A 24159-nucleotide genomic window follows, 5' to 3' on the forward strand; every position below is an offset into this window, starting at 1 on the left:
TATGCAGCTAAAATGGTCAGCAATGTTTATCAGTGCAGTGCTGCTGTGTAGTGGCTGTCAATCCATGCTACCCAAAGCACAGGGGTTGAGCACTACCACTTGGATTGCACAAAACTACCAGCGTCAGGATCAGTTAGAAATCCAATGGAAAGATCAGAGTTTTAGCTTTCTACTGTATCAGCAACAGCAAGGGGCTAAGCTGGAGATGCTGGCGTTGACGCTGACCGGGCAGCAACTGTTCAAGCTCAGTTTTGATGGTCAGAAAGTCCATGTCGAACAGCGTATTGAGCAAATGAAACTGTTGCCATTTGAATTTGTAGTACGCGATATTTTATATGCCACTTATCCGAATTTTGCCCAGTTACAGCAGCAGAATGTCCGGATTGAAAATTCTGCTCAGATACAGTCGGTTTTTATTAACCAACAGCATGTATTAAACATCCAGCATGAAAATGATGTAATCGAATTGGATAATCTGCAAGTGCCTTATCAAATGGTCATCAGTGCCATCAGCGATAGCTTGGAAAACACTGAATAAAGGAGGATGAGCATGGGCGATAAAATTACGACACAACATCCTGCAGTCGGGATTCAGTTCAGTGTGGGGTTATCTGCACTCGGCAATAGCGCTGAACAGATCAAACAGGCGCTGACCACTGCACAAAATACTTTGAGCCTGGTTTCAGGATTTATCCCTGAGAAACAGGTCTGGGTCGGTGCATATCAACACGCCTTAATCGACAGCATTCCAGACTTTTTACAGGATGTAGATTCGCGTAATTTACGTTTTGCTTTAACCGCTTTAAGTTCAATTGAAGCGGATATGAAAGCATATACTGCGCAGTTGGATCGCAAACGTCTGGCGATTATTTTGGGCACTTCGACTTCGGGTATTGCGGACAATGAAAAAGTTCTGAAACAATATTTTGTCAATCAGGCTGAGGTTGAAGTTCAGCATTACAAACAGGAAATGGGTAGTTTAGCCAAAACCTTGCAAATGTATCTGGGCTGGGAAGGGCCAGCTTATACCATTTCCACCGCCTGTTCTTCCAGTGCCAAAGCCATGGCGGCAGGACAGCGCCTGATTAATGCTGACCTCGCTGATGCTGTTTTGGTCGGCGGTGTAGATACCTTGTGTCAGCTGACTCTCAATGGATTTAACAGTCTGGAAAGCCTGTCGAGCGGTCTATGTCAGCCCTGTGGTGCACAGCGTGACGGGATTAATATTGGCGAAGCGGCCGGCCTGTTTCTATTGTCCAAAGACACCGCCCCGGTGATGTTGATGGCAGCGGGTGAATCGATGGATGCCTGGCATATTTCTGCACCGCATCCGGAAGGCAAAGGCGCTGCCGAGGCCATGCAAAAAGCGCTGGATATGGCCGGCGTTACAGCCAGTGATATTGGCTACTTGAATATGCACGGTACGGCAACACCGCAAAATGATGCCATGGAAATTAAAGCCGTTCAGACCGTATTTCAATCCTATGAGGTTCCAGTCAGCAGTACCAAACATAAAACAGGGCATTGTCTGGGTGCAGCAGGCGCGATTGAAGCAGTAATTTGTCAGCAAGTTTTAGCAGATCAGTCATGGTTGCCCTTGCATCAATCGGGTAGCATCGACCCTGAACTGGATGAGCAAAATTATGTGCTGAATGCGCAGTTAGAACAGCCGATTCAGTATGTAATGAGTAATTCATTCGCTTTTGGTGGCAGTAATATCAGTCTGATTTTTGGAACAAAACTGAAATGATGGATGCAGTACAGTTTATCCCGCATCAAAAGCCAATGGTTTTTGTGGATCATCTCATTGAAGCTAATGAACATTTTGCCATCGCGGAACTGGTGATTCGACCTGAACTGATGTTTTGTGAAGCTGAAGGTTTACCGACATGGACCAGTATTGAACTGATGGCGCAGACCATCAGCGCCTACGCAGGACATAAAGGTCAAATGCTTGGCTTGACACCAAAAATTGGGTTTTTATTGGGTACCCGTAAAATGCAGTTGCCTGTGCCTTATTTTGCTTTGGGGGAAACCGTGCGGATTAAAGCGGAACAAAGCTATTTGCATGAGGGGTTGGGGCAGTTTAACTGTGAAATCGAATACCGAGAGCATCGTTTTAGTGCCATGTTGAGTGTGTTTGAGCCGCCGGAAATTGAAAAAAATATTGGGAAGTCACAGTGAGTAAAAGAATTTTAGTAACCGGTTCAAGCCGTGGCATTGGTAAAGCCATTGCCTTGCAATTGGCGCAATCCGGCTTTGATGTCACCGTACATGCGCGATCCAGACAGCAAGAAGCCGAGCAGGTGGTACAGGAAATTCAGGCCTTGGGTCAATCCAGTCATGCGCTTTTATTTGATGTTAATGACCGTGAAAACGTCATGCAATTGCTTGAGCAGGATGTGGCGGAACATGGTGCATTTTATGGGGTGGTATTAAATGCCGGTTTAACCCGTGATGCTGCCTTTCCAGCTTTAACCGACCAGGATTGGGATGAAGTCATCTCGACTTCGCTGGATGGTTTTTATAATGTATTGAAACCACTGGTAATGCCGATGATTCGCTTGAAACAGGGTGGACGTATTGTGACCATGTCTTCTGTTTCAGGGTTGATAGGCAACCGCGGTCAGGTCAATTACAGCGCGGCAAAAGCCGGTTTAATTGGCGCGACCAAAGCTTTGGCGCTGGAACTGGCGAAACGAAAAATCACCGTCAATTGTGTAGCCCCGGGCTTGATTGAAACCGAAATGGTGACTGAAGAAGTTAAAGAGCATGCATTGAAGATGATTCCGTTGCAACGCATGGGACAGGTCGATGAAGTGGCCAAAGTGGTGAAATTTTTATGCAGCGATGATGCCAGTTATATCACTCGACAGGTGATTTCAGTCAATGGGGGATTGATTTGATGAAGCGTGTTGTGGTCACGGGTATGTCAGGCATTACTTCTTTAGGTGAAACGGCAGATCAGATTTTTACTCAGTTTGAACAGGGTAAAAGTGGCATTCGCTATATGCCGGAATGGGAAGTCTACACTGACCTGCGCAGCAAACTGGGCGGCCCAGTCAAATCCTTTACCATCCCCAAACATTTTAATCGTAAAGTGACACGCGGCATGGGCCGAGTTGCCCTGATGTCGACGGTGTGTGCTGAAAAAGCTCTTGAAGATGCAGGCCTATTAAATGATCCAATCTTAAGCAGTGGTCAAGCAGGTGTGGCATTCGGCTCATCGGCCGGGAGCATCGATGCAATTGGCGAGTTTGGCAGTATGTTGCTTGATAACAACATGAATAGAATGAATGCCACCACCTATATCCGTATGATGTCGCATACCAGTGCGGTAAACATGACCGTGTATTTTGGCTTGAAAGGCTTGACGCTACCGACCTCAAGCGCCTGTACCTCGGGTTCCATGGCTATTGGTCAGGCCTATGAAGCAATTAAATACGGCAAGCAAACCGTGATGCTGGCAGGGGGTGCCGAGGAACTCAGTGCCGCAGGTTCGGCGGTGTTTGATGTTTTGCTGGCCACCAGCGGTCAAAATGAACATCCGGAAAAAACACCACGTCCATTTGATGCCAAACGTGATGGCCTGGTGGTGGGTGAGGGTGCAGGCTGTTTAATTTTAGAAGAATATGAACATGCCAAAGCTCGTGGTGCCAAAATTTATGCAGAAATCATTGGCTATGGCAGCAATACCGATGGTCAGCATGTCACACGTCCAGATTCAGACATGATGGGGCGCTGCATGCAACTGGCATTGGCTGATGCGCAAATTCCGGCAGACCAAATTGACTATGTCAACGCGCACGGCACATCGACCGATCAGGGTGATATTGCAGAAACTCAGGCTACTGCCAGAATTTTGGGCAAGAAACCGATCAGCTCACTCAAAAGCTATTTTGGGCATACTCTAGGAGCGTGTGGCGCTATAGAAGCTTGGCTAAGTATTGAAATGATGCAACGTAGCCAGTTTATTGCGACCTTGAATTTAGAAGAACTAGATGCAGCATGTGGCGATCTGGATTACATCGTGAATGATGCTAGAAATATGCATGCTGACATTATTATGAGCAATAATTTTGCTTTTGGAGGAATCAATACCTCACTTATTTTTAAACGGATTTAATAACAAAAGAGTAAAAATCATGCTGATGAAAAAATGAATACTTATGGCAGCATTTTATTTAGCTGAGATCGTTTCAGCTCAGGCTGCCGATATTGCAGATAATCTGGATGTTAAAAGTGCAGTTGAGCGTGCTGTTGCAGATGGTATCTTGGATGGTAAAGATGAATTAATTTTCGAGACCATTTTTACTTTAATATCAAAAAGCCCATCCGAAGATGGGCTTTTTGATGGCAATTCAAAGCTGATTAGCTGTCATAGCAGGACTATTTAGGAATTTCTTCTTCTTCTTCTTCTTCAAATTCAGGTTTAACCTGAACAATGAAGTCCTGACGGTTCAGACCACGCCAAAGGGCAAAGGCTGTACCAATGTAAATTGAAGAATAGGTACCGACAAATACCCCAATAAACATCGCGACAGAGAACCAGTGTAAACCATCACCACCTAAGAACATCATTGCAAGAACCACGAGCAATAAGGTCATTGAGGTATGAATGGTACGGCGTAAGGTTTCAGTCAAAGAAATATCAACAATTTCAAGCGGACTTGCACCACGGATCTTGCGGAAATTTTCACGAATACGATCCGATACCACAATATTATCGTTTAGCGAGAAGCCTAAAAGTGCCAGAATGGCAGCCAGTACGGTCAAGTCAAACGGCCATTGCATCAGGGCAAAAATACCCACTGTTACAATGATGTCATGGAATAATGAAAGCACCGCACCTAAAGCCAGCTTGAATTCGAAACGAATGGTGACGTAAACCAGCATTAATAACATTGCCAATCCAACAGCACCTGCAGATCTAATATATAGCTCATTGCCGACTTGGCCACCGACCGAGTCCACTTTATGTACTTCAGCAGTATTGTTCGGTAATTGCGCGGCTTTGGTAATTGCGTTACTCAAGTCTTCCACTTCAAGATCTTGCGGAGGCATACGCACCAAAAGGTCTTTGTTGCTGCCGAGGGTTTGCACCACGGCATCTTTAAAACCGGCTTGATCTAAAGCTTTAACCACGTCAGCCTGGTTGGCAGGCTGTGCATAGTTTAATTCTGCAGAAACACCACCGGTAAAGTCTAAACCGAGGTTTAGACCTTTGGTCACAATAAAGAACAGGCTTGCAATCGTCAGGATGATGGAGAAAATTGCCGCTGGTTTGGCAATTTTCATAAACGGAATTATCCGTTCATCATCAGGACGACCGTATTTTTTTGAATCAGGTTGAGTCATATCAGTCATCATAGATCTCCTTAAATGCTCAACTTCTTCAAGTTGCGTTTTTTGCCATAAATGAGCTGTACGATTGCACGGGTTACTGTAATTGCAGTAAACATCGAGCAAATAATACCGATCATTAAGGTTACGGCGAAGCCTTTGATTGGACCTGTACCGATGGCAAAAAGAATAAACGCAACCAGGAACGTGGTTAAGTTGGAGTCAAAAATGGTGTTATAGGCTCGATCATAACCCGCGACAATTGCCTGTTTGGGCGAGGCTCCCCATTTCATCTCTTCCCTTATTCGCTCACAGATCAGTACGTTGGCATCGACCGCCATACCAATGGTGATCACGATACCGGCAATACCCGGAAGGGTGAGTGAAGCACCAATCCACGACATGACAGTCAGGATCATGGCTAAGTTGGCAATCAGGGCAAAGTTGGCGATGACACCGAACAGGCGGAAGAACACCACCATCCAGATTGCAACCAGAAGGAAACCGATTTGTGTCGATAACACACCTTTGTCAATATTTTCTTGACCCAGGCTCGGACCAACCACACGTTCTTCAACGAAGTACATCGGTGCAGCCAAAGCACCCGCACGAAGCATCAGCGCAAGTTCAGCCGCTTCTTGTGGCGAATCCAGACCGGTAATACGGAATTGTGAACCTAATACGGCTTGAATGGTTGCTGCATTAATCACGACAGATTCTGCATAAGGCGTACGTACTTCAGTTTGTGCACCGGTTACAGGATCGGGTACATAGCTGATTTTCTGCTTGTTCTCGATAAACAATACTGCCATGCGTTTACCAACCGCAGTGCGTGTTGCATCTGACATCAGCTTGCCGCCAGCGCTGTCTAAAGTAATATTCACTTCAGCACCACCGCCATCTTGGCTAAAGCCACTTGATGCATTTTGTACACGTTCACCAGTCAGAATACGGTTGCGGTTAAGCAGTAATTCGCGACCACTATCCAGTGATTCATAAGCAAAAAGTTCTGTACCCGGAGGTAATGCCTGACCTGTCGATTTACCGGTATACGGATCGATATATTGGTCATTCAAATCAGACACCAGACGGAATTCCAGGTTCGCTGTACGACCCAAGACACGTTTTGCTTCAGCAGTATCCTGAACACCCGGAAGTTCAACCACAATGCGGTTGCTACCTTGGGTTTGAACCAATGCTTCCGCTACACCTAACTCGTTAATACGGTTACGTAAGGTGGTTAAGTTTTGATTCACCGCATACGACTGAATTTCTTGCTTGCGTACATCGGTATAGTTCAGGCGTAAAGTTGAACCCGAGCTTGATGCAATCGCCTGCTGAGTATACTCATTGCCATTGCGACGCAAGAAGTCCATGACCGCATCACGATCACTGTTGCTGGCAAACTGCACAGTAATGGTGTTGGTATTCAAAGCCAGGCTATTGAATTTCAGTTTGTTGTCACGCAGTTGACGACGCAAATCAGTCGCAGATGTTTCCATACGCTGACTGATGGCTTTGTCCATATCCACTTCTAATAAGAAGTGCACACCACCACGTAAATCCAGACCCAACTTCATTGGTTTAGCACCAATTTTTTGCAGCCATTCAGGAGTGGTTGGAGCCAGGTTTAATGCAACAACATAATTGTCACCGAGTCCACGACGCAATACTTCTTTGGCTTTTAACTGGGCTTCTGAAGAATCGAGACGCAAAAGGGCAGCATTATTGCTAAAGCTGTTGTCATGGCTTGGAATTTTTTCACTTTCTAATAATTGCTCTGCTTTTTGTACGATGCTTTGGTCAATTTGGGTGCCGGCTTTGGCACCCGAAATTTGAACAGCAGGTTCATCGGGATACAAACTAGGCAGGGCATATAATGTACTGATCATCAAAACCACGACGATCAGCAGATATTTCCATGCTGGGTAACGCATTTATTTTCTTCTTAAAATGAAAAAGTCGTGCGAGAGCACGACTATTTTTGATTAGAGATTATTTAATGTGCCTTCAGGAAGAACTGAAATCACACTGGCACGCTGAATTTTTACTTCTACGCCACGACTTAATTCAACCACTGCAAAATCACCTTCAAGTTTAGTGATTTTGCCCATTAAACCACCGGCAAAAACCACTTCACTGCCTACACCTAGGCTTTCAACCAGCGTACGGTGTTCTTTAGCACGTTTTGCTTGAGGGCGCCAAATAAGGAAATAGAAAATTGCGACAAATACTGCAATCATCAAAAGATTAGTGACCAAACTTGGCTGGGTTGCAGCTTCACCCGCTGCGTGAGCAGTAGAAATAAAAAGGCTCATTTCATTTTCCTAAAATAAAAAAACTGTATATCAACAAATATGATGATAAATAAAATAACTTGTTCAGCAATTTACCCTGTCTTTTTCTTCAGCGCAAATACTGAAAGATTAATCTTCAGGGCAAGGAGGAACTTCTAAACCGCGACAGGCATAAAATTCTTGGACATATTGATCAAAAGTACCATTATCCAACGCATCACGGATGTCTTGTGTAAATCTTTGGTAATAACGCAGGTTATGAATGGTACCCAGCATAGAACCGAGCATTTCACCGCATTTTTCCAAATGGAATAAGTACGAGCGAGTAAAATTCTGGCAGGTATAACAGTCGCATTGTGGATCAAGCGGACTTTGGTCATGACGATATTTGGCATTACGAATACGCACCAAACCATCTGTCACAAAATAATGACCGTTACGTGCATTACGGGTGGGCATCACGCAGTCAAACATGTCGACACCACGACGGATCGCTTCTACGATATCTTCAGGTTTACCCACGCCCATTAAGTAACGCGGTTTGTCTTCCGGCATTTTCACCGGAAGATAATCCAGTACCTTAATCATTTCTTCTTTCGGTTCGCCGACCGAAAGACCGCCAATGGCAAAACCGTCAAAATCTATTTCTTTTAAACCATTCAGGGATTCATCACGAAGGTCTTCATACATGCCACCCTGAATAATACCGAACAGGGCATTTTTATTTTTAAGCACATCGTGATGTTGGGTTTTACAACGTTTTGCCCAACGTAAGGATAGCTGCAATGATTTTTGCGCTTCTTCATGCGTTGCTGGATAAGGCGTGCATTCGTCAAAAATCATCACGATGTCTGAATTCAAGGTATGTTGAATATCCATTGAAATTTCAGGAGACAAGAAGACTTTAGAGCCATCAATCGGCGAGCGGAAAGTCACACCATCTTCTTTGATCTTGCGCATTGCACCCAAACTGAACACCTGGAAGCCGCCTGAATCGGTTAAAATCGGTTTATTCCATTTCATGAACTCGTGTAAACCACCATGTTCACGAATCACATCTAAACCTGGACGTAAATACAGGTGGAAGGTATTACCCAAAATAATTTGCGCTTTAATATCTTCAATATCGCGTGGCAGCATGCCTTTTACGGTACCGTAAGTACCGACAGGCATAAACACAGGCGTTTCAATCACGCCGTGTTCAAGTGTTAACCGACCACGACGGGCACGACCCGACTGACCTAGTTTTTCAAACTTCATAAAATATCCTGAACAAGAGCAAAGCACTGCGTGCAGTGCAAGAGCGAATAAACAGTTCGCCGCTAAAAGTTGGCTATTTTCCTAGATTACGCACATAAACGCCAGTGTTGGCGAATTTTAACTTGATACTTTACTTATAAAGCAATGTTGGAAGAGTGAGGCTGCTCCAGCAAAGTCTAGGTGGGGCTGGCATGATAAAAATGTTCAATCCGTTCTAATCTTTCATTTTTTAAGGTAAAGCGCTTCAAGCAATGCATATTTGAGAAGAACCTATGTTCTAACATGATGATTATTTTTTTATGTGAAGCTCGTATTTTTTAATGAATGTTTTTTTAGTTATAGATTTGGACTTCTTGCCGTTATTGCTAGATGGCGAATGCAAGAAGTCCTGATGGATTAAAAATTAGGACGATAGTCAAAATTTTGGGTAACCGCTTGATCGCGAAAGGGACGAATGGCTTTTTTACCCAGGGTCATGGTGTTGACGATGTTATTGGGGAAAATCTGAATATGGTTATTAAACAGCTCTACATTACGGTTGAAAATGCTAATCGCTGCACCGACATTTTCATTTTGTTCCTCAATTTCATTCATCATTTTTAGATAAATTTCATTGGCTTTCAGTTCGGGATAGTTCTCAACTACTACATTTAGACTACGCATCAATTCTTTATTCAAGCTTTCGATGCGTTGTAATTGCGAGACATCGGTATTATTGACATTCAAATTTAAAATATTCTGACGCAATTCAGTCACTTTTTCTAAAGTGCCTTGTTCAAAACTTGAATATTGCTCAACCAAGGGTTGCAGACCATCCAGAATTTTAATTTTCTGACGTTCATAGCTGGCCACATCTGACCAGGCACGGATAGACGCATTGTGATGACGAACAATATTATTGCGAATCATGATACATGCGACGACCACGGCAATAATCAATAGCAAAAAAATTAACAACCCCATGTATATGTCCCCAAAACATTCATTATTGCTATTTTAAAAAGTGCGTTAAATCACGCTGTAAGTTCTCTAAATAAGGTAATTTAAAAGTACGTAAGTGTCCACGTAATACAGAAATATCTTGAATGTTTTTGGCTTGGGTCGATATTTTAAATAAATCGGCAGGGCCTAAAAAGCATAAGGTATGACTGGTCGGATGGAACATTAAATCGCCCTGACGCTGGGCAAAAAAATCAGCCAGTTTCAGTACAAATGCCGGTGAAAGTAATTTAGCAGTTTGCATTTCATTGCTGCCAAAAATATTTAGTTTTTGATTGGTCTGAATATCACTGGTGTGCCAGGGAAAGCTATAAGGATAATAAAAGTTCTTGCGTGCCGTGGTAATTGCAAGTCCCTGGATTTCTACATCGAAAACAAAGACACCCCATAAATCCTTGTGTACTTCTTTAACTTTGACATCACTGCCATCTTTATCACGGACGCGAACCTCATTAACATAATGGTATTGAAATACCATGACCTGATGTTGTTTGCCTTCCTCATCTGTCCAGACTGTGCTGGCATAATAAGGAATATCGTTAGCGAGGGTGCCCTGATTAAACAACGGAAACAGCTGTTTTAAATGCGCAATAAATAATAGTGGTTGCAGCGGAACAGAAATATGTTGCGGTTGCTGCCGGAAGCCGAGCTGGTATTTTTTAGCAATGGTCTGTTGTTCTAAATATTCAATCACATCATCAATCGGTTTTTTATCTTCATAACTAATATAAGCCCAGAACATCATCAATAGTCCGCTCACCAGACAAAGCTGGAGCCAGATATTGGTCGGGCCAATAAAAATCAGCAGCATAAAAAAAAGTCCTAGCGCAGCCAACAACAGCGGTAGAACATTTTCAAATTTAAGCACAATCGGTGCATTCCACGGATGCAAACGATCTAAGATATCTTGCTGGGTTTGAGCCTGACGACCAATTTCCCAGAGCCGCGCAATATTCTGAAAAACCCGTTCATTTTTTTTACGTCGAATATGAATCGAATGTTTAACAGTATCGAGCGGCATGGTGTGCTTCTTTTATGGGTAAATATTAAGACGTAATTTTATCAATCAGCATGGCATCGCCATAACTAAAGAAGCGGTATTTTTCTTCCACAGCATGATGATAGGCATTTAAAATATTATCACGATTGGATAATGCTGAAACCAGCATCAATAAGGTGGATTCAGGTAAATGGAAGTTGGTAATTAAACGATCAACCACTTTAAAGTCATAACCCGGATAGATGAAAATTTGGGTATCACCTGTCCAAGCATTTAATGTTCCACCATGCGCTTGAGCTGCACTTTCAACGGCACGGGTTGCTGTGGTTCCGACCGAAATGACTTTATTGCCACGGGCTTTGGTTTGAAGAATCAGTTCAACCGTATGTTGTGGAACATCACACCATTCGCTGTGCATGATGTGATTTTGAATATCATCTGTACGTACTGGTAAGAAGGTGCCTGCCCCGACATGGAGGGTCACAAAGGCTTTTTGAATACCTTTAGCTTCAAGTTTTTCTAACAAATCTTGGTCGAAGTGCAGGCTAGCCGTGGGTGCTGCGACACTTGCCAGTTTGGTCGGATCATTAAATACCGTTTGATAGCGTTCGGTATCAATGGCTTCTGCTTCACGGTTGAAATAAGGGGGAATTGGCAAAGCACCGTATTGATCCAGAACATCTAGAATCGGTTGTGAAAACTCGACAATAAACAGGTTCTCGTGACGACCTTGCACCGTTACTTTTACCGCATCTTCACCCATAAAAAGTTCAGCACCTGCTTTAGGCGAGTTGCTGGCTTTAATGTGACAGTGGGCAATAAATTTGTCCTGCATCCGTTCCACTAAAACTTCAACAGCACCACCAGAGGCCCGTTTACCTTTTAAGCGTGCTTTCATCACTTTGGTGTCATTTAAAATCAGTAAGTCACCGGCATCGAGTAAATCAAGAATGTCAGTGAAATGACAATCGTGGTATTGCCCTTGATGATCCAGGTGTAAAAGGCGTGAAGCACTACGGGTATTTAAAGGGTAGCGCGCAATGAGTTGGTCAGGGAGATCAAATTTAAAGTCGGAAAGTTGCATCTTCAATGTATAAAAATAAGAAAAACGTCCGCATTATAGTCCTGAAAAGGGCAAACGAGATGATATCTGATGCTTTTTAAGACAAAGTTTTTGTTTTTGCTATAAAAGTGATCAATTGAATGAATTAGATAATTGACAATTCAGAGTTTGATAGTAATATAGCCACCACAAGCTAATGCGCTTGTAGCCCCTTTCCCGAGGTGGTGAAATTGGTAGACGCGGCGGACTCAAAATCCGCTGTCAGAGATGACGTGTCGGTTCGAGTCCGACCCTCGGGACCAGATTCAAAAGACCCCAAGCCCATATTAAAAGCTTGGGGTTTTTTATTGGCTTAAGAAATTTTTACTTACATTTAAATACGGCATTCGTAGGATAAAACAAACAAATGTGGCTTAAATAGTCATATTTGTTTTTTTTATGCACTTTTCCATTGTGCAAATTGTGAAAATTTGTTAATAAAGTTAGGCGTGATAATTAATTTTTACAACAACAACAATAGTGATTGGATGACTCTGATATGAAAATGCAATTGCTTGAAATAGGCTCGGAAACTGAGCAGCTTAGTGCATGTAAGCTTTCACTATTGTTAGGTGTTTTTACAGCAACCAATCAGGTTGAGCGTTTTTTAAGATTTTCACGCAAGATACTTGGTGCACAGCAGGCTGTGCTGGCTTTCCATAATGAGCCTTATATTTGGTATTCCTCAAACCATGGTTTCAAGGCGTTCTGCTCACCGGGTGAAACTTGTCTAAGTCCTTATTTTGAAGGACGGGCTTTTATTGATCATCAGCATGCTCAATATCCGAATCTGGTACAGCATGTGAGTCATTTTGGGGTCGAGGCTAAGCGTTATGTGGCTTTTGATCTGCGTCTCAGTGATGGTGTTTCAATTGGTCAGGTACTTTTTTTTGATTTACATCAAGAATGTTTTAATCTGGAAGATATTATCGCTGTTCAGGATTTTACCAATAGCCTGACCCATCTCGTTGAGCTGAAAGCAGATTATACCGAACTCAAAGAAATGTATGAGCAGCAAGTTGCACTCAATTTCAGTAAAACCAAATTTTTCCAGATTATTGCACATGACTTGAGAGCACCCTTTCACGGTTTACTCGGGTTTTCGGAAGTGTTGGCGCAAGAACGTGAAACACTTGATGAATCCAGTGTGCAGAGTATTTCTGAATATTTGTACGAAACGGCACAATCGACCTATAACCTGCTAGAAAGTCTGCTGAACTGGGCAATGGCGGAAGGCGGGCGTTTTATTTATCATCCAATTAACTTTGAATTAAAACAGTCGACCAAAATTGTCTGTGATGTCTTAAATAGTCTGGCTATAAAGAAAAATATTCAGTTAATTGACCAGATTGAAGAAGATCTCAAAGTCTATGCTGACATCAACATGATCACTTCAGTGATTCAGAATTTGGTGTCGAATGCGCTTAAATTTACCCCAATCGATGGCACTGGAAAAGTGACCATTAGCGCAAATAAATCTGATACCGGTGTACATATTGCTGTTCGCGATACAGGTCTGGGAATGAGCCAGATACAAATTGATCAACTGTTCCAAGAGTCTGTCACTGCCAGTATCAAGGGTACGGCGGGAGAAAAAGGTACAGGGCTCGGTCTGGTATTGTGTAAGCGATTCATTGATCTAAACCATGGTGAAATTTGTGTGGAGTCTATAGAAGGGCAGGGAACAGTTTTTAATGTCACCTTGCCGATAGCCACCAGTACCCATCAGGCTTTAGTTCAAGATCCGGTGCATATTGAAAAAGTAAAAGTATAGAAAAATAAATTTTCTTTTCCCCTATTTATCTTCAGCTGATATAACTAGAAAAAACTCGGCTGAAGGTTTGAAAATGAATGCGGAACAATTGCAAAAAATATTACGTGCTAGCCAATATGCAGAACAGGTATTGGCAAATCATGCAGAATTACTTGAACAAGATTATGCAATTGACCAATTTCTCGTTCCTTTAAGCACCACGCAAATCCAGAACTTTATTGATGCTGCCTTAGATCATATCAGCGATGAAGCAACATGGATGCGTGTGCTTCGTGTACTGCGTGCACGTTTGATGTTTCGCTGGATTTGGCAAGATGCCAATCAACTCACCGATGTGGTGACCTTAACGCGTGAGCTTTCAGACTTTGCCGATGCATCCATTTGTGCAGCCAAAGATTTCGCACGCGTCCCTCTGGTTGCAAAGTACGGTGAACCGATAAGTTATAACGGTACGGTGCAAGATTTAATTGTGGTCGCCATGGGTAAACTGGGTGCTCAAGAGCTTAATCTTTCAAGTGATATAGACCTTATCTTTGCCTTTGATGAGCAAGGTGAAACCACTGGTCGTAAATGTATTGATGTGCAGCAGTTCTGCATTCTGTGGGGGCAGAAACTGATTTATCTACTAGATCATATGACTGCTGATGGTTTCGTATTTCGTGTCGATATGCGTTTGCGTCCATGGGGGGATGGTTCAGCTCTTGCCATTAGCCACGTGGCGTTGGAAAAATACTTAAGTCAGCACGGGCGTGAATGGGAACGATATGCCTGGATTAAAGCGCGTATTGTGACTGGTGGAAAAGAAGGCAATGAATTGCTGGACATGACCCGGCCTTTCGTGTTTCGTAAGTATGTCGATTACACCGCCTTTGAAGCCATGCGTGAAATGAAAGCCATGATTGAACGCGAAGTGCTGCGCCGTAATATTGAAGATGATATTAAACTCGGTGCAGGCGGTATTCGTGAAGTCGAATTTATTGTGCAGGTTTTTCAACTGATTTACGGGGGATCCAAGCTTGAATTGCAAGATCGCCAATGTTTAGTCAGCCTGCATCATTTGGGTGAGGTGGGGTTGCTTGAAATGCAGGCCGTGGCTGAACTGGAAGATGCTTATTTATTCCTGCGCCGTGTTGAACACGCTATTCAGGCGTTGAATGACCAACAAACCCAGTCCTTGCCAAGTGAGCCTGATTTACGTCAGCGTATGATTGAAACTTTAGGTTTCGCTGATTGGGAGGTTTTCATCGCATACCTGAATCAGAAACGTGCCAAAGTTATTTTTCAGTTTGAACATCTGATTAAAGAAAAAGAACCCGATCCTCTGATTGAAAGTTTTAGCTTGCTGGAAAAACGGCTGAATGAGGTGTTGGATGAGAATGCAAAAAATCTCATCCATGAATTTTGGTATGGGCATGCGCTAAAAAAATTGCCAGCAAAGGCCGTACAGCGTTTAAAGACCTTTTGGCCGCATCTGATTGAAGCTATTTTACAGTCGGACAAGCCGCAAGTAGCACTCTTGCGTTTAATGCCCTTGGTCGAATCAGTGATGCGCCGTACCGTATATTTGGTGATGCTGATTGAAAGCAAAGGGGCACTGCAGCGTCTGGTGAAAATGTCTACCGTGAGTCCGTGGATTTGTGAGGAACTCACCCACTATCCAGTTTTGCTTGATGAATTTTTGTCGATGGATTTTGAATTGCCGAAACGTCAAGATTTGGAAGATTCACTGCGCCAGCAACTGCTCCGTATCGAAATTGATCAGGTTGAAGATCAAATGCGGGTACTGCGATTATTCAAAAAATCCAATGTGCTGGCGGTTGCCGCCAGCGATGTTTTAGCCGAAAGTCCACTGATGAAAGTATCGGATGCACTCACCGATATTGCAGAAGTTTCGGTCAATGCAACCTTACATTTGGCATATCAAATTACAGCGAAAAAACATGGTTATCCGCTGGATGCTGAAGGTCAGCGTTGTTCGCTCGATCACATGGCATTTGTGGTTGCCGGTTATGGCAAAGTGGGTGGAATTGAACTGGGTTATGGTTCGGATTTAGATCTGGTGTTTATTCACTATATGAGTGAGCAGGGCGATACTGACGGCACCAAGCAAATTAGCGGTTTCGAATTTGCCATGCGTGTCGCACAAAAATTTATGTCACTGATGACCACGCAGACATTAGATGGCCGTGTCTATGAAATAGATACCCGTTTACGTCCTTCAGGTGAAGCAGGTTTATTGGTCACCAGCTTAAAAGCTTTTGAGCAATATCAACTGAAAAGTGCATGGTTGTGGGAACATCAGGCTTTGGTGCGTGCACGCTCCATTGCCGGTGAAAAAAGTTTACGTGAAATATTTGAAGCATTACGTTGCCGTATCCTGACTCAACCACGAGACGAAGCCAAAGTTCGTGAAGAAGTTTTAAAGATGCGTCAAAAAATGAAAGACCATTTGGGTTCATCTAAAGAACAGCAAAAAGATGGAATTTTTCATTTAAAACAGGACGCAGGTGGTATCGTTGATATCGAATTTATGGCACAGTATGCGGTGTTAGCCTGGAGTGGGTCGAATCCCGATCTCGCCCATTACTCCGACAATGTACGAATCCTTGAAGATGCCGCAAAAGCAGGTTGCTTATCCAGCGACGACGCGACAGCATTGATTCAAGCTTATCTCAGTGAACGAGCCGAGAGCCACCGTTTAGCCCTTGCAAATCAATCCATGCAAGTGAATGCTGCGGACTGGCACGATACCCGCGTGATCGTTTGCAAGTTATGGCAAAGATTAATTGATCCAACTGCAAATATTTGTATTGGATAAAGATGACTGTGTATAAAAATTTGGAGAGTGCGCCATGAACTTGGCTGATCGTGATGGTTTTATTTGGCAAGATGGACAAATGGTTGATTGGCGTGAGGCTAAAATTCACGTCTTAACACATACCTTACATTATAGTATGGGTGTGTTTGAAGGTGTCCGTGCTTATGAGACTCCGAATGGAACTGCAATTTTCCGTCTTCAGGATCATACAAAACGTTTGCTTAACTCTGCAAAAATTTATCAAATGAAAGTTCCATTTGATCAAAAAACTTTAGAGCAAGCTCAAATTGATGTCGTACGTGAAAATAAATTAGCGTCTTGCTATTTGCGTCCAATTATCTTTATTGGTTCTGAAAAACTGGGTATCGCTGCAACTGACAATACCATTCATGCCACTGTTGCTGCATGGAGCTGGGGTGCTTACCTTGGCGATGAAGCGATGGCAAAAGGTATTCGCGTTAAAACGTCATCCTTTACCCATCATCATCCTAATGTGACCATGTGTAAGGCAAAAGCATCGGGTAACTATACTTTGTCGATTCTTGCACACCAGGAAGTGGCGCATTCTGGTTACGATGAAGCAATGTTGATGGACCCACAAGGCTATGTATGTCAGGGTTCAGGTGAAAACGTATTTTTGGTAAAAGATGGCGCTTTGCATACACCTGATATCTCGGGTGGCGCATTAGACGGGATTACCCGTCAAACCATTATTACCATTGCCAAAGACTTGGGCATTGAAGTATTCGAACGCCGTATCACCCGTGATGAATTCTACATTGGTGATGAAGCATTCTTTACCGGTACTGCCGCTGAAGTCACCCCAATTCGTGAATATGATGATCGCGAAATTGGTTGTGGTTCACGTGGTCCAATCACTACACAAATTCAAAAAGCATTTTTTGATGCAGTGCAGGGTAAAGACCCTAAATATGCACATTGGTTGACTTACGTAAAATAAGTTGATCAGGTAAGATCAAAAGGCGAAAACTCGGTTTTCGCCTTTTTTATTGATCAAGATTTGAGTTTATTTTCTTTTAAGGACACTTTTTATGCATATTGTCTATGTAAGTGATGGCAAAGCAGGACATCGCTCGCAAGCAGTCGGCTTATATAAAGCAATGCAAAGACAAAGTGCAGATGAAGTCAGCTTTGAGGAAGTCTTAATAGATCAATTGCCAATTTTTAGCCTGTTTTCAGGAGTTTTAAAAAAGAGCATAGCCACACTAAAGCAACCACCAGATTATATTTTTGGGGTGGGCAGTCATACTCAATTGCGTGTTTTACTGCTAGGGAAAGTATATCCTCGAGCAAAAACGATTATCTTAATGAAACCTAATTTTCCGGTGACTTGGTTTGATTATGCGATTATTCCTGAACATGATGGTGTTAATGCATCGGAGCATGTAATTAACACGCAGGGTGCACTAAATCCGATTATCAATGAAGGACGGCATCAAGCTAACCGAATTCTGATAGCTCTAGGTGGTTCTTCAAAAAGGCATCAGTGGAACGAAACGAAAGTTTTAGATGTAATTCAACAAATCGTTAATCGACATCCTCTAGCTGAGATTATTCTGACCACTTCACGACGTACACCGAAAGAGTTTTTGGCTCATTTAAATGAAAAATCATTTAAAGGTCAGCTGAAAATATTTCCTGTTGAGCAGACCCCACAAGGCTGGATTTTTGAAGAAATGCAGAAGGCAGAAGCGGTTTGGGTAACTGAAGATAGTGTTTCGATGATTTTTGAGGCACTGACAGCAGGATGTCGGGTGGGTATCATTGAAATAGACCGGTTGAAATCTGATAGAATTACCCAACTGTTAGATCAGCTTTTAACCCAGGCGTTATTGGGTGAGAATAAAGTTAAATTGTTAAATCTAAAAATGGATGAGGCAGCGCGAGTTGCTGATATATTATTGAAAAAATAGAGTTTTTATGAAAATTTTACATATTGCGAATTTTGGTTTTAATAAGCAAGGCGCACATTTTTATTGTACAGACCGTAAAATTTCTGCAGGTCTGATTGAAAATGGTCATTTTGTTTATGACTTTAGTTTTCGTGATATGGCGCGCATGGGCACAGTATTTAAAACTAAAAAACTGGGTGCAAGTTGGGCCAATAAAGAAATTTTAAAAATTGTGGATAATATTGAGCCAGATTTAGTTTTGATTGGTCATAGTGATTTGATGAGTCCGGATGTACTCAAAGAAATCAAACAGCGTTATCCGCAAACTAAAATTGCCTTTTGGTATGTTGATCCATTGTATTTAGAACATAAACTAGGTTTTGTACGTGAATTTTCACCTTATCTAGATGCAATTTTTTGTACTACTGGTGGTGAATATCTTGAAAAACTCAAACAACCGCATTTAAAAGTGGCTTATATGCCTAATGTGGGACACCGTAATGTTGAACAATTAAAACAGTTTGAATCAAACAATATAGATAAAGAATTTATTTTCTGTGGCGTGGTTTATAAAGAACCGGAACGTGAAAAGTTCTTAAAAGATTTAGCTGAGACTTTAAAAAACAACCATGTGCAATATCAATATTATGGCTGTTTTCAACAGCCAGGTGTTTATGGTAAAGGTTATTACAAGGTACTATCCCAATCCCGCATGGGCTTAAACTATTCACGTAAAAACGATGTGACTTTATATAGTTCAGACCGAATTGTGCAGCTTACAGGAAATGGGCTGCTGACTTTTAGTCCGCGTATTCCGGGTTTCGATAAACTCTATACCGAACAAGAAGTAGTTTATTTTGATGATCAGTTCGACTTAGCTGAAAAAATTCAATTTTATGCAACCCATCCACAAGAGGCAAAGCGTATTGCTGAAGCAGGTTGGAATAAAACACGTACAAGTTTTAATGGCAAACGAATTACACAGTTCATGGTTGAGGTGACTTTTGATCAACCTTTGTCTGAAGCCTATGAATGGGCAAATGAGGTTTATGTATGATCTGGCTACTTTATATGGTGATTGGCATAATTGCTCTGGCTGCGGTGCTCTATCTATTAGGTAACTATACTTTTTGGTTACCTTTTCGCGGTGCAAAATTGCCTAGAATTGTAATGTTGCATCAAGTGACACCACATGAAGCCGCCTCCGGGATGAATATGCCCCCCCAAAAGTTTGAACAGCTACTGCAATACCTGGTTAAAAAACGAACTCATTTTTGTTTTGTCTCTGAACTAGATCAGTATCGGGGAAAAAAAAATGTTGTAGCGTTATCTTTTGATGATGGATTTTTAGATAACTATCAATATGCCTATCCATTAATAAAAAAGTATAAGGCTAAAGCCACGATATATCTTGCGACACAAATTGAAGGAATTGATACATTAAATGCTCAGCAGATTCATGAAATGTTTGGTTCTGGTGTAATCGAGTTTGGCGCGCATACGCAACATCATGTGAATTTACTTAAACTGGATGATGAAGAAGCCTATCAAGAAATACAAAACTCTAAACGTGATGTTGAGGCATTAGTCGGGCGTTGCCCAAGTTTTGCTTATCCTTTTGGGCGTTTTAATGTAAAACATCAGCAAATGGCAAAAGAAATTGGTTTTAAAAATGCAGTATCCACACGTAAGAAAGTTGAAGCCTACACCGAATTAAATCAATTTAATATTCCCCGAGTCAGTACGCATGGGGCGATGAATGCTTTACAAATGCGTATTGCGTTAGCTAAAGGACGTTATAAATTATGAGTATTCCATGTAGTGTTTATATCGTTACTTTGAACTGTGATGCATGGTTGGAAGATACCTTGAACAGTGTTGCTGATTTTGCGGAAGTGATTATTTTAGATTCAGGCAGTACCGATCATACTTATAAAATTGCACAAAGCTTTCCCAATACACGAATTTCTCATCAGGACTGGCTGGGTTATGCAGCACAAAAAAGTCTTGCTTTAGCCCAGTGTCAAAACGACTGGGTGCTTAATTTAGATGGCGACGAAGTGCTGTCTGATGAACTCAAACAAGAAATAGCCAAAACCATTCAAGCCAATCAAATTGATGCCTTAATTATCCCAATTAATGATGTTTTTTTAGGGGTACCGAACAGTAAGCATACTAAAAAACATGCCAAAGTCCGTTTTTTTCGTAAAAATAAAGGCCAATATGACCTGGAAAATAAAGTCCATGAAAATGTGATTGTGGATGGTCAAAGTATTCGTGCCGAAGGTGATATTTACCACTATGGCGAATCAAGTATTTTTGTCAAAGTTGAAAAAAATAATCAATATTCAAACTTGAAGGCAGCAGAGAAATTTCAGAAAGGTAAAAAGCCAAGTCTATTGAAATTAACGTTGGTCATGCCAGTAACTTTCTTAAAGTCTTATTTTATTCGTCGTAGTTGTTTAAATGGTTGGCGTGGCTTTGTAAACAGTATGATCAATTCTTTTTATGCTTTTCTAAAAGAAGCCAAGCTTTTCGAACAGTATTTGCAGGCAAAAAAGACCAAGCGGGATGATGCATGAAGATTGTTCAAATCCTTGCAAGCAGTGGCGGTATTGGCGGTTTAGAGCAGCATACCTTTAATTTGACCAACCAGTTGGCCGAATCCAATGATGTTCAGGTAATTGCACATCCATGCTATGCCGAAAAGTTTAATGAAAATGTCCAATTTCATGCGATCGATTTTTCTAGAAGCCGCTGGAATATAAGGTTGCTTTGGCAGCTAAAGACACTGATCGCTGAAATCCAGCCCCAGATTGTACATGCCCAAGCGGGTAAAGCATCTGAGCTGATTGCTAAAATTCGTCCATTTTTAGCGGATATTAAAATTGTGACGACCGTACATGGAACTAAAAAGAATAAGTCTGCTTATTTAGTCGGAGATGCGGTGATTGCAGTCAGCCAAGCACTGACCCAAGGTATTCCAGAAGCGAAAGCATATGTTGTTTATAATGGTGTTTATCCGCAAACAGCATTGTCTGTAGATGCAAAGCAGAGCTTAAAATACAGTATTGACCAACAATTTCCACGTTTGGATTCAACCAAAAAAATAGTAATGTGCATTGGTCGCTTAGAGCCGGTGAAGAATATTGCTTTACTGATCCAAGCAATGCAGGGCATTGATGCAAACTTGTGGATTATCGGTGAGGGTTCGTTGCGACAATCACTTGAAGCCCAAGTCAAACAACAAAACATGCAACATCAAGTGGTATTTTTAGGTTTCAGAACGGATGCTCGTGATTTAGTCCAGCTTGCAGATGTGGTTACTTTATCTTCAGATCGTGAAGGTTTTCCTCTGGTGATGGTGGAAGCCTTGCAAGCGGATAAAGTTATGGTATCCACCAAAGTAAATGGCGTAATTGAGTGGTTACCAGAAGCCTACCTTGCAGAAATTGGCGATAGTACAGCATTGCAGCAAGCACTCAAGAAGGGTTTGGAAAGTAGGGCACTTGCTGATTTTGAAAAGTTATTTACGCGCGCTAAAAATGAGTTGACTGTGGATGCTATGGCGCAGCAAACGCTTCAAATATATGAGCGTTTGCTAAATAAATAATTAATTATGCTTTGGGTGATAGTCGAATGGCGTCAAGAACCACAAAGTCATGTTCAGCATTAATGGTATGACAGCCATCATCCTGATTATTCCAATGGGGTAAAATCACTTCTAACAATTGTTCCTGATATTCTGTGGGGCTTAATTTGATAATTTCTTTAAGCTCAATATTGCCGCCATAGCGTTTCAACGAGTCCTGGCTTGGGCGAACCAGTTTATTTTGATAAATAAAAGGCTTACCAGCCATTCGAAACTGTTGATGTCCTTTACATACAGGGTTTTGTGGATGTTCTCTCCAGTCAGGTTGTAAAATATCTTCGGTGTAAAATAAATCTAGGCGATCACCAAATTTTTTACAGTTGCGACGGGTGGAGGTAAATAAATACCACATGCCTTCATGATAAAAAGGCGTTGTATCAACAGCTTCCATGTCCTCTAAAAGGTTGGAATGTTTTTCCCAATGCGTCGGAAACTCAGTGCATTTCCATAGCTCAACAGTTTTATTGGCGCTGGTTTCAGGAATCATGTACCAATCATTTTTAACTTTGAATATACAGGGATAAGACAGATGATAATCCAGTTTTAAAATGGTCTGTGGTTCTGTGTAGGTGCCATCTTTAAATATTTCTAAAACAGATAAAAAACCAACGGGGTGTTGCTCATCGACTTCTTCAAAGAAAATGAAATGTCGCTCATGATCTTCCACATAAAAACAATCGGCAAAAGTAAACTTTTTAGGCGAATGGATTTCAAATAAATGAGTTAACTGACCTTGATTGGTCAGTGGCTCATTCAGCCAGCCAAAGCGAATATACCAATGAGAGTCAAACTTTTTGGCCTGTTGATTTTGTTGGTATTTGTACCATTTTTTGAGAACTGTACGAGATAAAGACATGATGGCTTACTCAAATCAAAGGTTTAAATATAGGGACTTATAATTCTTCAAAAGCCTTTGCCATTTCTGTAATATTCAGGCGTTGTATGTCTTGCTCTTGAATCGCATAAGGCTGAGTGACCACTTGGCGAAGCCTTTTAGATAATGCTTCAATATCGTTTAAAGGGACCAAACCTTGAGAAAGCTTTCCAGACGAGAGTTGGTACGCCACGCCTTCACAGCAATTAAAAGCAACCACAGGAACATACAAAATAATGGCTTCTGCAACAATAAGAGGGGAGCCTTCAGTACGCGAAGGTAAGATCAAGCAATGACTTTGTTGAATAAAATGGTTGGGTTGATCTTGCCAGCCTAAGAAATCAATACGCTCAGTCAGCCCAAATTGTTCTGTAAGAGTCACTAATTCATCTAATAACGGGCCGTCACCGACAATTGCCATACGCCCCGTTAAACCACTTTTAGCAAAAGCTTTAATCGCTATATCAGGTTGTTTTTCTTCAGATAAACGACCTACAAAAATGGTATCCCATTTTTTATTAATATTAATTTTTTCATTTACCAAGTTGCTTTTGAGCCGTTTAAAATCAATCCCGTTATGGATGACTTTTACTGTTGCATCTTTAACATGTTTATGAAGAAGTGCCGCAATATCTTGGTTAACAACAATCAGTTGTTTGCCTTTAAAAAGATAGTTACAGGCTTTTTTACATTGCATAAACTTTTTAAGGGCTTCCAAGTATTTAAAAAAACCTAAATTTTGTTTTAGCACCAAACCTAATGAGTCGCCATGTACCCAAAACCAGATATTGCCCGTCAGAATAGGTGATAACCAAAAAGCATGTGAATGACCCACAATAATAGTATTAGGTGCTAAGTCATTAATGATTTGTGTCAGTTCAGATTGTTGCTCTAAAGGAACACTTTTTAACTTATTTTTTTTGATACTGCCTTGCATGAAAGCCGGTGCTATATCGAATTTAATTAGATTCAAGTCTTCAGGATAGGCTGTGCGTATATTGTTTGAATCTAATAACAATACAGTCACATCATGACCTTTTTCTTTAAGCGCAACAGCAGTATCAATACATATTTGTTCTGCACCGCCACCATATAAATGATCTTGAATAAAAAGGTATTTTTTCATT

General features: G+C 41.7%; 23 protein-coding genes and 1 tRNA gene. 15 read left to right on the plus strand and 9 right to left on the minus strand.

Annotated elements, in window-relative coordinates; all coding sequences use genetic code 11:
• The first annotated feature begins 1 nt into the window (after position 1).
• The 6 genes from AY606_RS15255 to AY606_RS16730 are packed head-to-tail and all read left to right on the plus strand — an operon-like array spanning position 2 to position 4397.
• Positions 2–538, plus strand: a complete 537-nt coding sequence (locus AY606_RS15255; RefSeq protein WP_502692137.1) for a DUF3261 domain-containing protein — start codon at positions 2–4, stop codon at positions 536–538.
• Positions 539–550: 12 nt separating this feature from the next.
• Complete coding sequence (locus AY606_RS15260) at positions 551–1750, plus strand: beta-ketoacyl-[acyl-carrier-protein] synthase family protein (protein ID WP_067870520.1); 1200 nt, start codon at positions 551–553, stop codon at positions 1748–1750.
• Positions 1747–2184: a hotdog family protein gene (locus AY606_RS15265; protein WP_067870521.1), complete on the plus strand. Its 438-nt coding sequence runs from the start codon at positions 1747–1749 to the stop codon at positions 2182–2184. Before AY606_RS15260 ends, AY606_RS15265 begins: the two co-directional genes overlap by 4 nt.
• Positions 2181–2906: a 3-ketoacyl-ACP reductase FabG2 gene (locus AY606_RS15270; RefSeq protein WP_067870523.1), complete on the plus strand. Its 726-nt coding sequence runs from the start codon at positions 2181–2183 to the stop codon at positions 2904–2906. Before AY606_RS15265 ends, AY606_RS15270 begins: the two co-directional genes overlap by 4 nt.
• On the plus strand, positions 2906–4126 hold the full coding sequence (locus AY606_RS15275; RefSeq protein WP_067870525.1) for a beta-ketoacyl-ACP synthase: 1221 nt from the start codon (positions 2906–2908) through the stop codon (positions 4124–4126). The genes AY606_RS15270 and AY606_RS15275 overlap by 1 nt, the downstream gene beginning before the upstream one ends.
• Before the next feature lie 43 nt (positions 4127–4169).
• On the plus strand, positions 4170–4397 hold the full coding sequence (locus tag AY606_RS16730) for a hypothetical protein (protein ID WP_067870527.1): 228 nt from the start codon (positions 4170–4172) through the stop codon (positions 4395–4397).
• On the opposite strand, the gene secF is transcribed toward AY606_RS16730, so the two are convergent.
• The 7 genes from secF to queA all read right to left on the minus strand — a co-directional run bounded on the left by secF (position 4390) and on the right by queA (position 11983).
• Positions 4390–5370 (minus strand): protein translocase subunit SecF, encoded by a 981-nt coding sequence (gene secF, locus AY606_RS15285; protein WP_155858240.1) that lies wholly within the window; start codon positions 5368–5370, stop codon positions 4390–4392. The genes AY606_RS16730 and secF overlap by 8 nt on opposite strands.
• 8 nt (positions 5371–5378) lie before the next feature.
• The gene (secD, locus tag AY606_RS15290; RefSeq protein ID WP_067870531.1) at positions 5379–7280 is read right to left on the minus strand and encodes a protein translocase subunit SecD; all 1902 of its coding nucleotides are present in this window, start codon (positions 7278–7280) and stop codon (positions 5379–5381) included.
• 51 nt (positions 7281–7331) lie between these two features.
• The gene (gene yajC, locus AY606_RS15295) at positions 7332–7661 is read right to left on the minus strand and encodes a preprotein translocase subunit YajC (protein WP_067870533.1); all 330 of its coding nucleotides are present in this window, start codon (positions 7659–7661) and stop codon (positions 7332–7334) included.
• Between the two features lie 108 nt (positions 7662–7769).
• Positions 7770–8900, minus strand: a complete 1131-nt coding sequence (gene tgt / locus AY606_RS15300) for a tRNA guanosine(34) transglycosylase Tgt (RefSeq protein ID WP_067870535.1) — start codon at positions 8898–8900, stop codon at positions 7770–7772.
• Between the two features lie 396 nt (positions 8901–9296).
• Positions 9297–9863, minus strand: a complete 567-nt coding sequence (locus AY606_RS15305) for a LemA family protein (protein ID WP_067870537.1) — start codon at positions 9861–9863, stop codon at positions 9297–9299.
• Between the two features lie 28 nt (positions 9864–9891).
• A complete protein-coding gene (locus AY606_RS15310; protein WP_067870539.1) occupies positions 9892–10920 on the minus strand; it encodes a hypothetical protein in 1029 nt (342 codons plus the stop codon).
• A 25-nt stretch (positions 10921–10945) separates the two neighbouring features.
• Complete coding sequence (gene queA / locus AY606_RS15315) at positions 10946–11983, minus strand: tRNA preQ1(34) S-adenosylmethionine ribosyltransferase-isomerase QueA (protein ID WP_067870542.1); 1038 nt, start codon at positions 11981–11983, stop codon at positions 10946–10948.
• Positions 11984–12177: 194 nt separating this feature from the next.
• On the opposite strand from queA, the gene AY606_RS15320 reads away from it, so the two are divergent.
• From AY606_RS15320 to AY606_RS15360, 9 genes are all read left to right on the plus strand, one after another.
• A tRNA-Leu gene (locus AY606_RS15320) sits at positions 12178–12264 on the plus strand.
• Between the two features lie 236 nt (positions 12265–12500).
• Positions 12501–13775 carry a sensor histidine kinase gene (locus AY606_RS15325; RefSeq protein ID WP_067870544.1) on the plus strand — a complete coding sequence of 425 codons (1275 nt, stop codon included), beginning with the start codon at positions 12501–12503 and terminating at the stop codon, positions 13773–13775.
• A gap of 73 nt (positions 13776–13848) precedes the next feature.
• Complete coding sequence (glnE, locus tag AY606_RS15330; protein ID WP_067870546.1) at positions 13849–16593, plus strand: bifunctional [glutamate--ammonia ligase]-adenylyl-L-tyrosine phosphorylase/[glutamate--ammonia-ligase] adenylyltransferase; 2745 nt, start codon at positions 13849–13851, stop codon at positions 16591–16593.
• Between the two features lie 34 nt (positions 16594–16627).
• A complete protein-coding gene (locus AY606_RS15335) occupies positions 16628–17554 on the plus strand; it encodes a branched-chain amino acid transaminase (RefSeq protein ID WP_067870548.1) in 927 nt (308 codons plus the stop codon).
• 91 nt (positions 17555–17645) lie between these two features.
• Positions 17646–18527 carry an ELM1/GtrOC1 family putative glycosyltransferase gene (locus AY606_RS15340; protein ID WP_067870550.1) on the plus strand — a complete coding sequence of 294 codons (882 nt, stop codon included), beginning with the start codon at positions 17646–17648 and terminating at the stop codon, positions 18525–18527.
• A gap of 7 nt (positions 18528–18534) precedes the next feature.
• On the plus strand, positions 18535–19563 hold the full coding sequence (locus tag AY606_RS15345) for a glycosyltransferase family protein (protein ID WP_067870553.1): 1029 nt from the start codon (positions 18535–18537) through the stop codon (positions 19561–19563).
• Positions 19560–20315 (plus strand): polysaccharide deacetylase family protein, encoded by a 756-nt coding sequence (locus AY606_RS15350; RefSeq protein WP_067870554.1) that lies wholly within the window; start codon positions 19560–19562, stop codon positions 20313–20315. The genes AY606_RS15345 and AY606_RS15350 overlap by 4 nt, the downstream gene beginning before the upstream one ends.
• On the plus strand, positions 20309–21088 hold the full coding sequence (locus AY606_RS15355) for a glycosyltransferase family 2 protein (protein WP_155858241.1): 780 nt from the start codon (positions 20309–20311) through the stop codon (positions 21086–21088). Before AY606_RS15350 ends, AY606_RS15355 begins: the two co-directional genes overlap by 7 nt.
• The gene (locus AY606_RS15360; RefSeq protein ID WP_067870558.1) at positions 21085–22119 is read left to right on the plus strand and encodes a glycosyltransferase; all 1035 of its coding nucleotides are present in this window, start codon (positions 21085–21087) and stop codon (positions 22117–22119) included. The genes AY606_RS15355 and AY606_RS15360 overlap by 4 nt, the downstream gene beginning before the upstream one ends.
• A gap of 4 nt (positions 22120–22123) precedes the next feature.
• Here the strand turns inward: AY606_RS15360 and AY606_RS15365 are convergent, their stop codons facing one another.
• The gene (locus AY606_RS15365) at positions 22124–23014 is read right to left on the minus strand and encodes a glucosamine inositolphosphorylceramide transferase family protein (RefSeq protein ID WP_067870560.1); all 891 of its coding nucleotides are present in this window, start codon (positions 23012–23014) and stop codon (positions 22124–22126) included.
• A gap of 37 nt (positions 23015–23051) precedes the next feature.
• On the minus strand, positions 23052–24158 hold the full coding sequence (locus AY606_RS15370; protein WP_067870563.1) for a glycosyltransferase: 1107 nt from the start codon (positions 24156–24158) through the stop codon (positions 23052–23054).
• Position 24159 lies beyond the last annotated feature (1 nt).

This window comes from Acinetobacter sp. SFB (assembly GCF_001647545.1).
In the GTDB taxonomy this organism is placed as follows: Bacteria; Pseudomonadota; Gammaproteobacteria; order Pseudomonadales; family Moraxellaceae; genus Acinetobacter.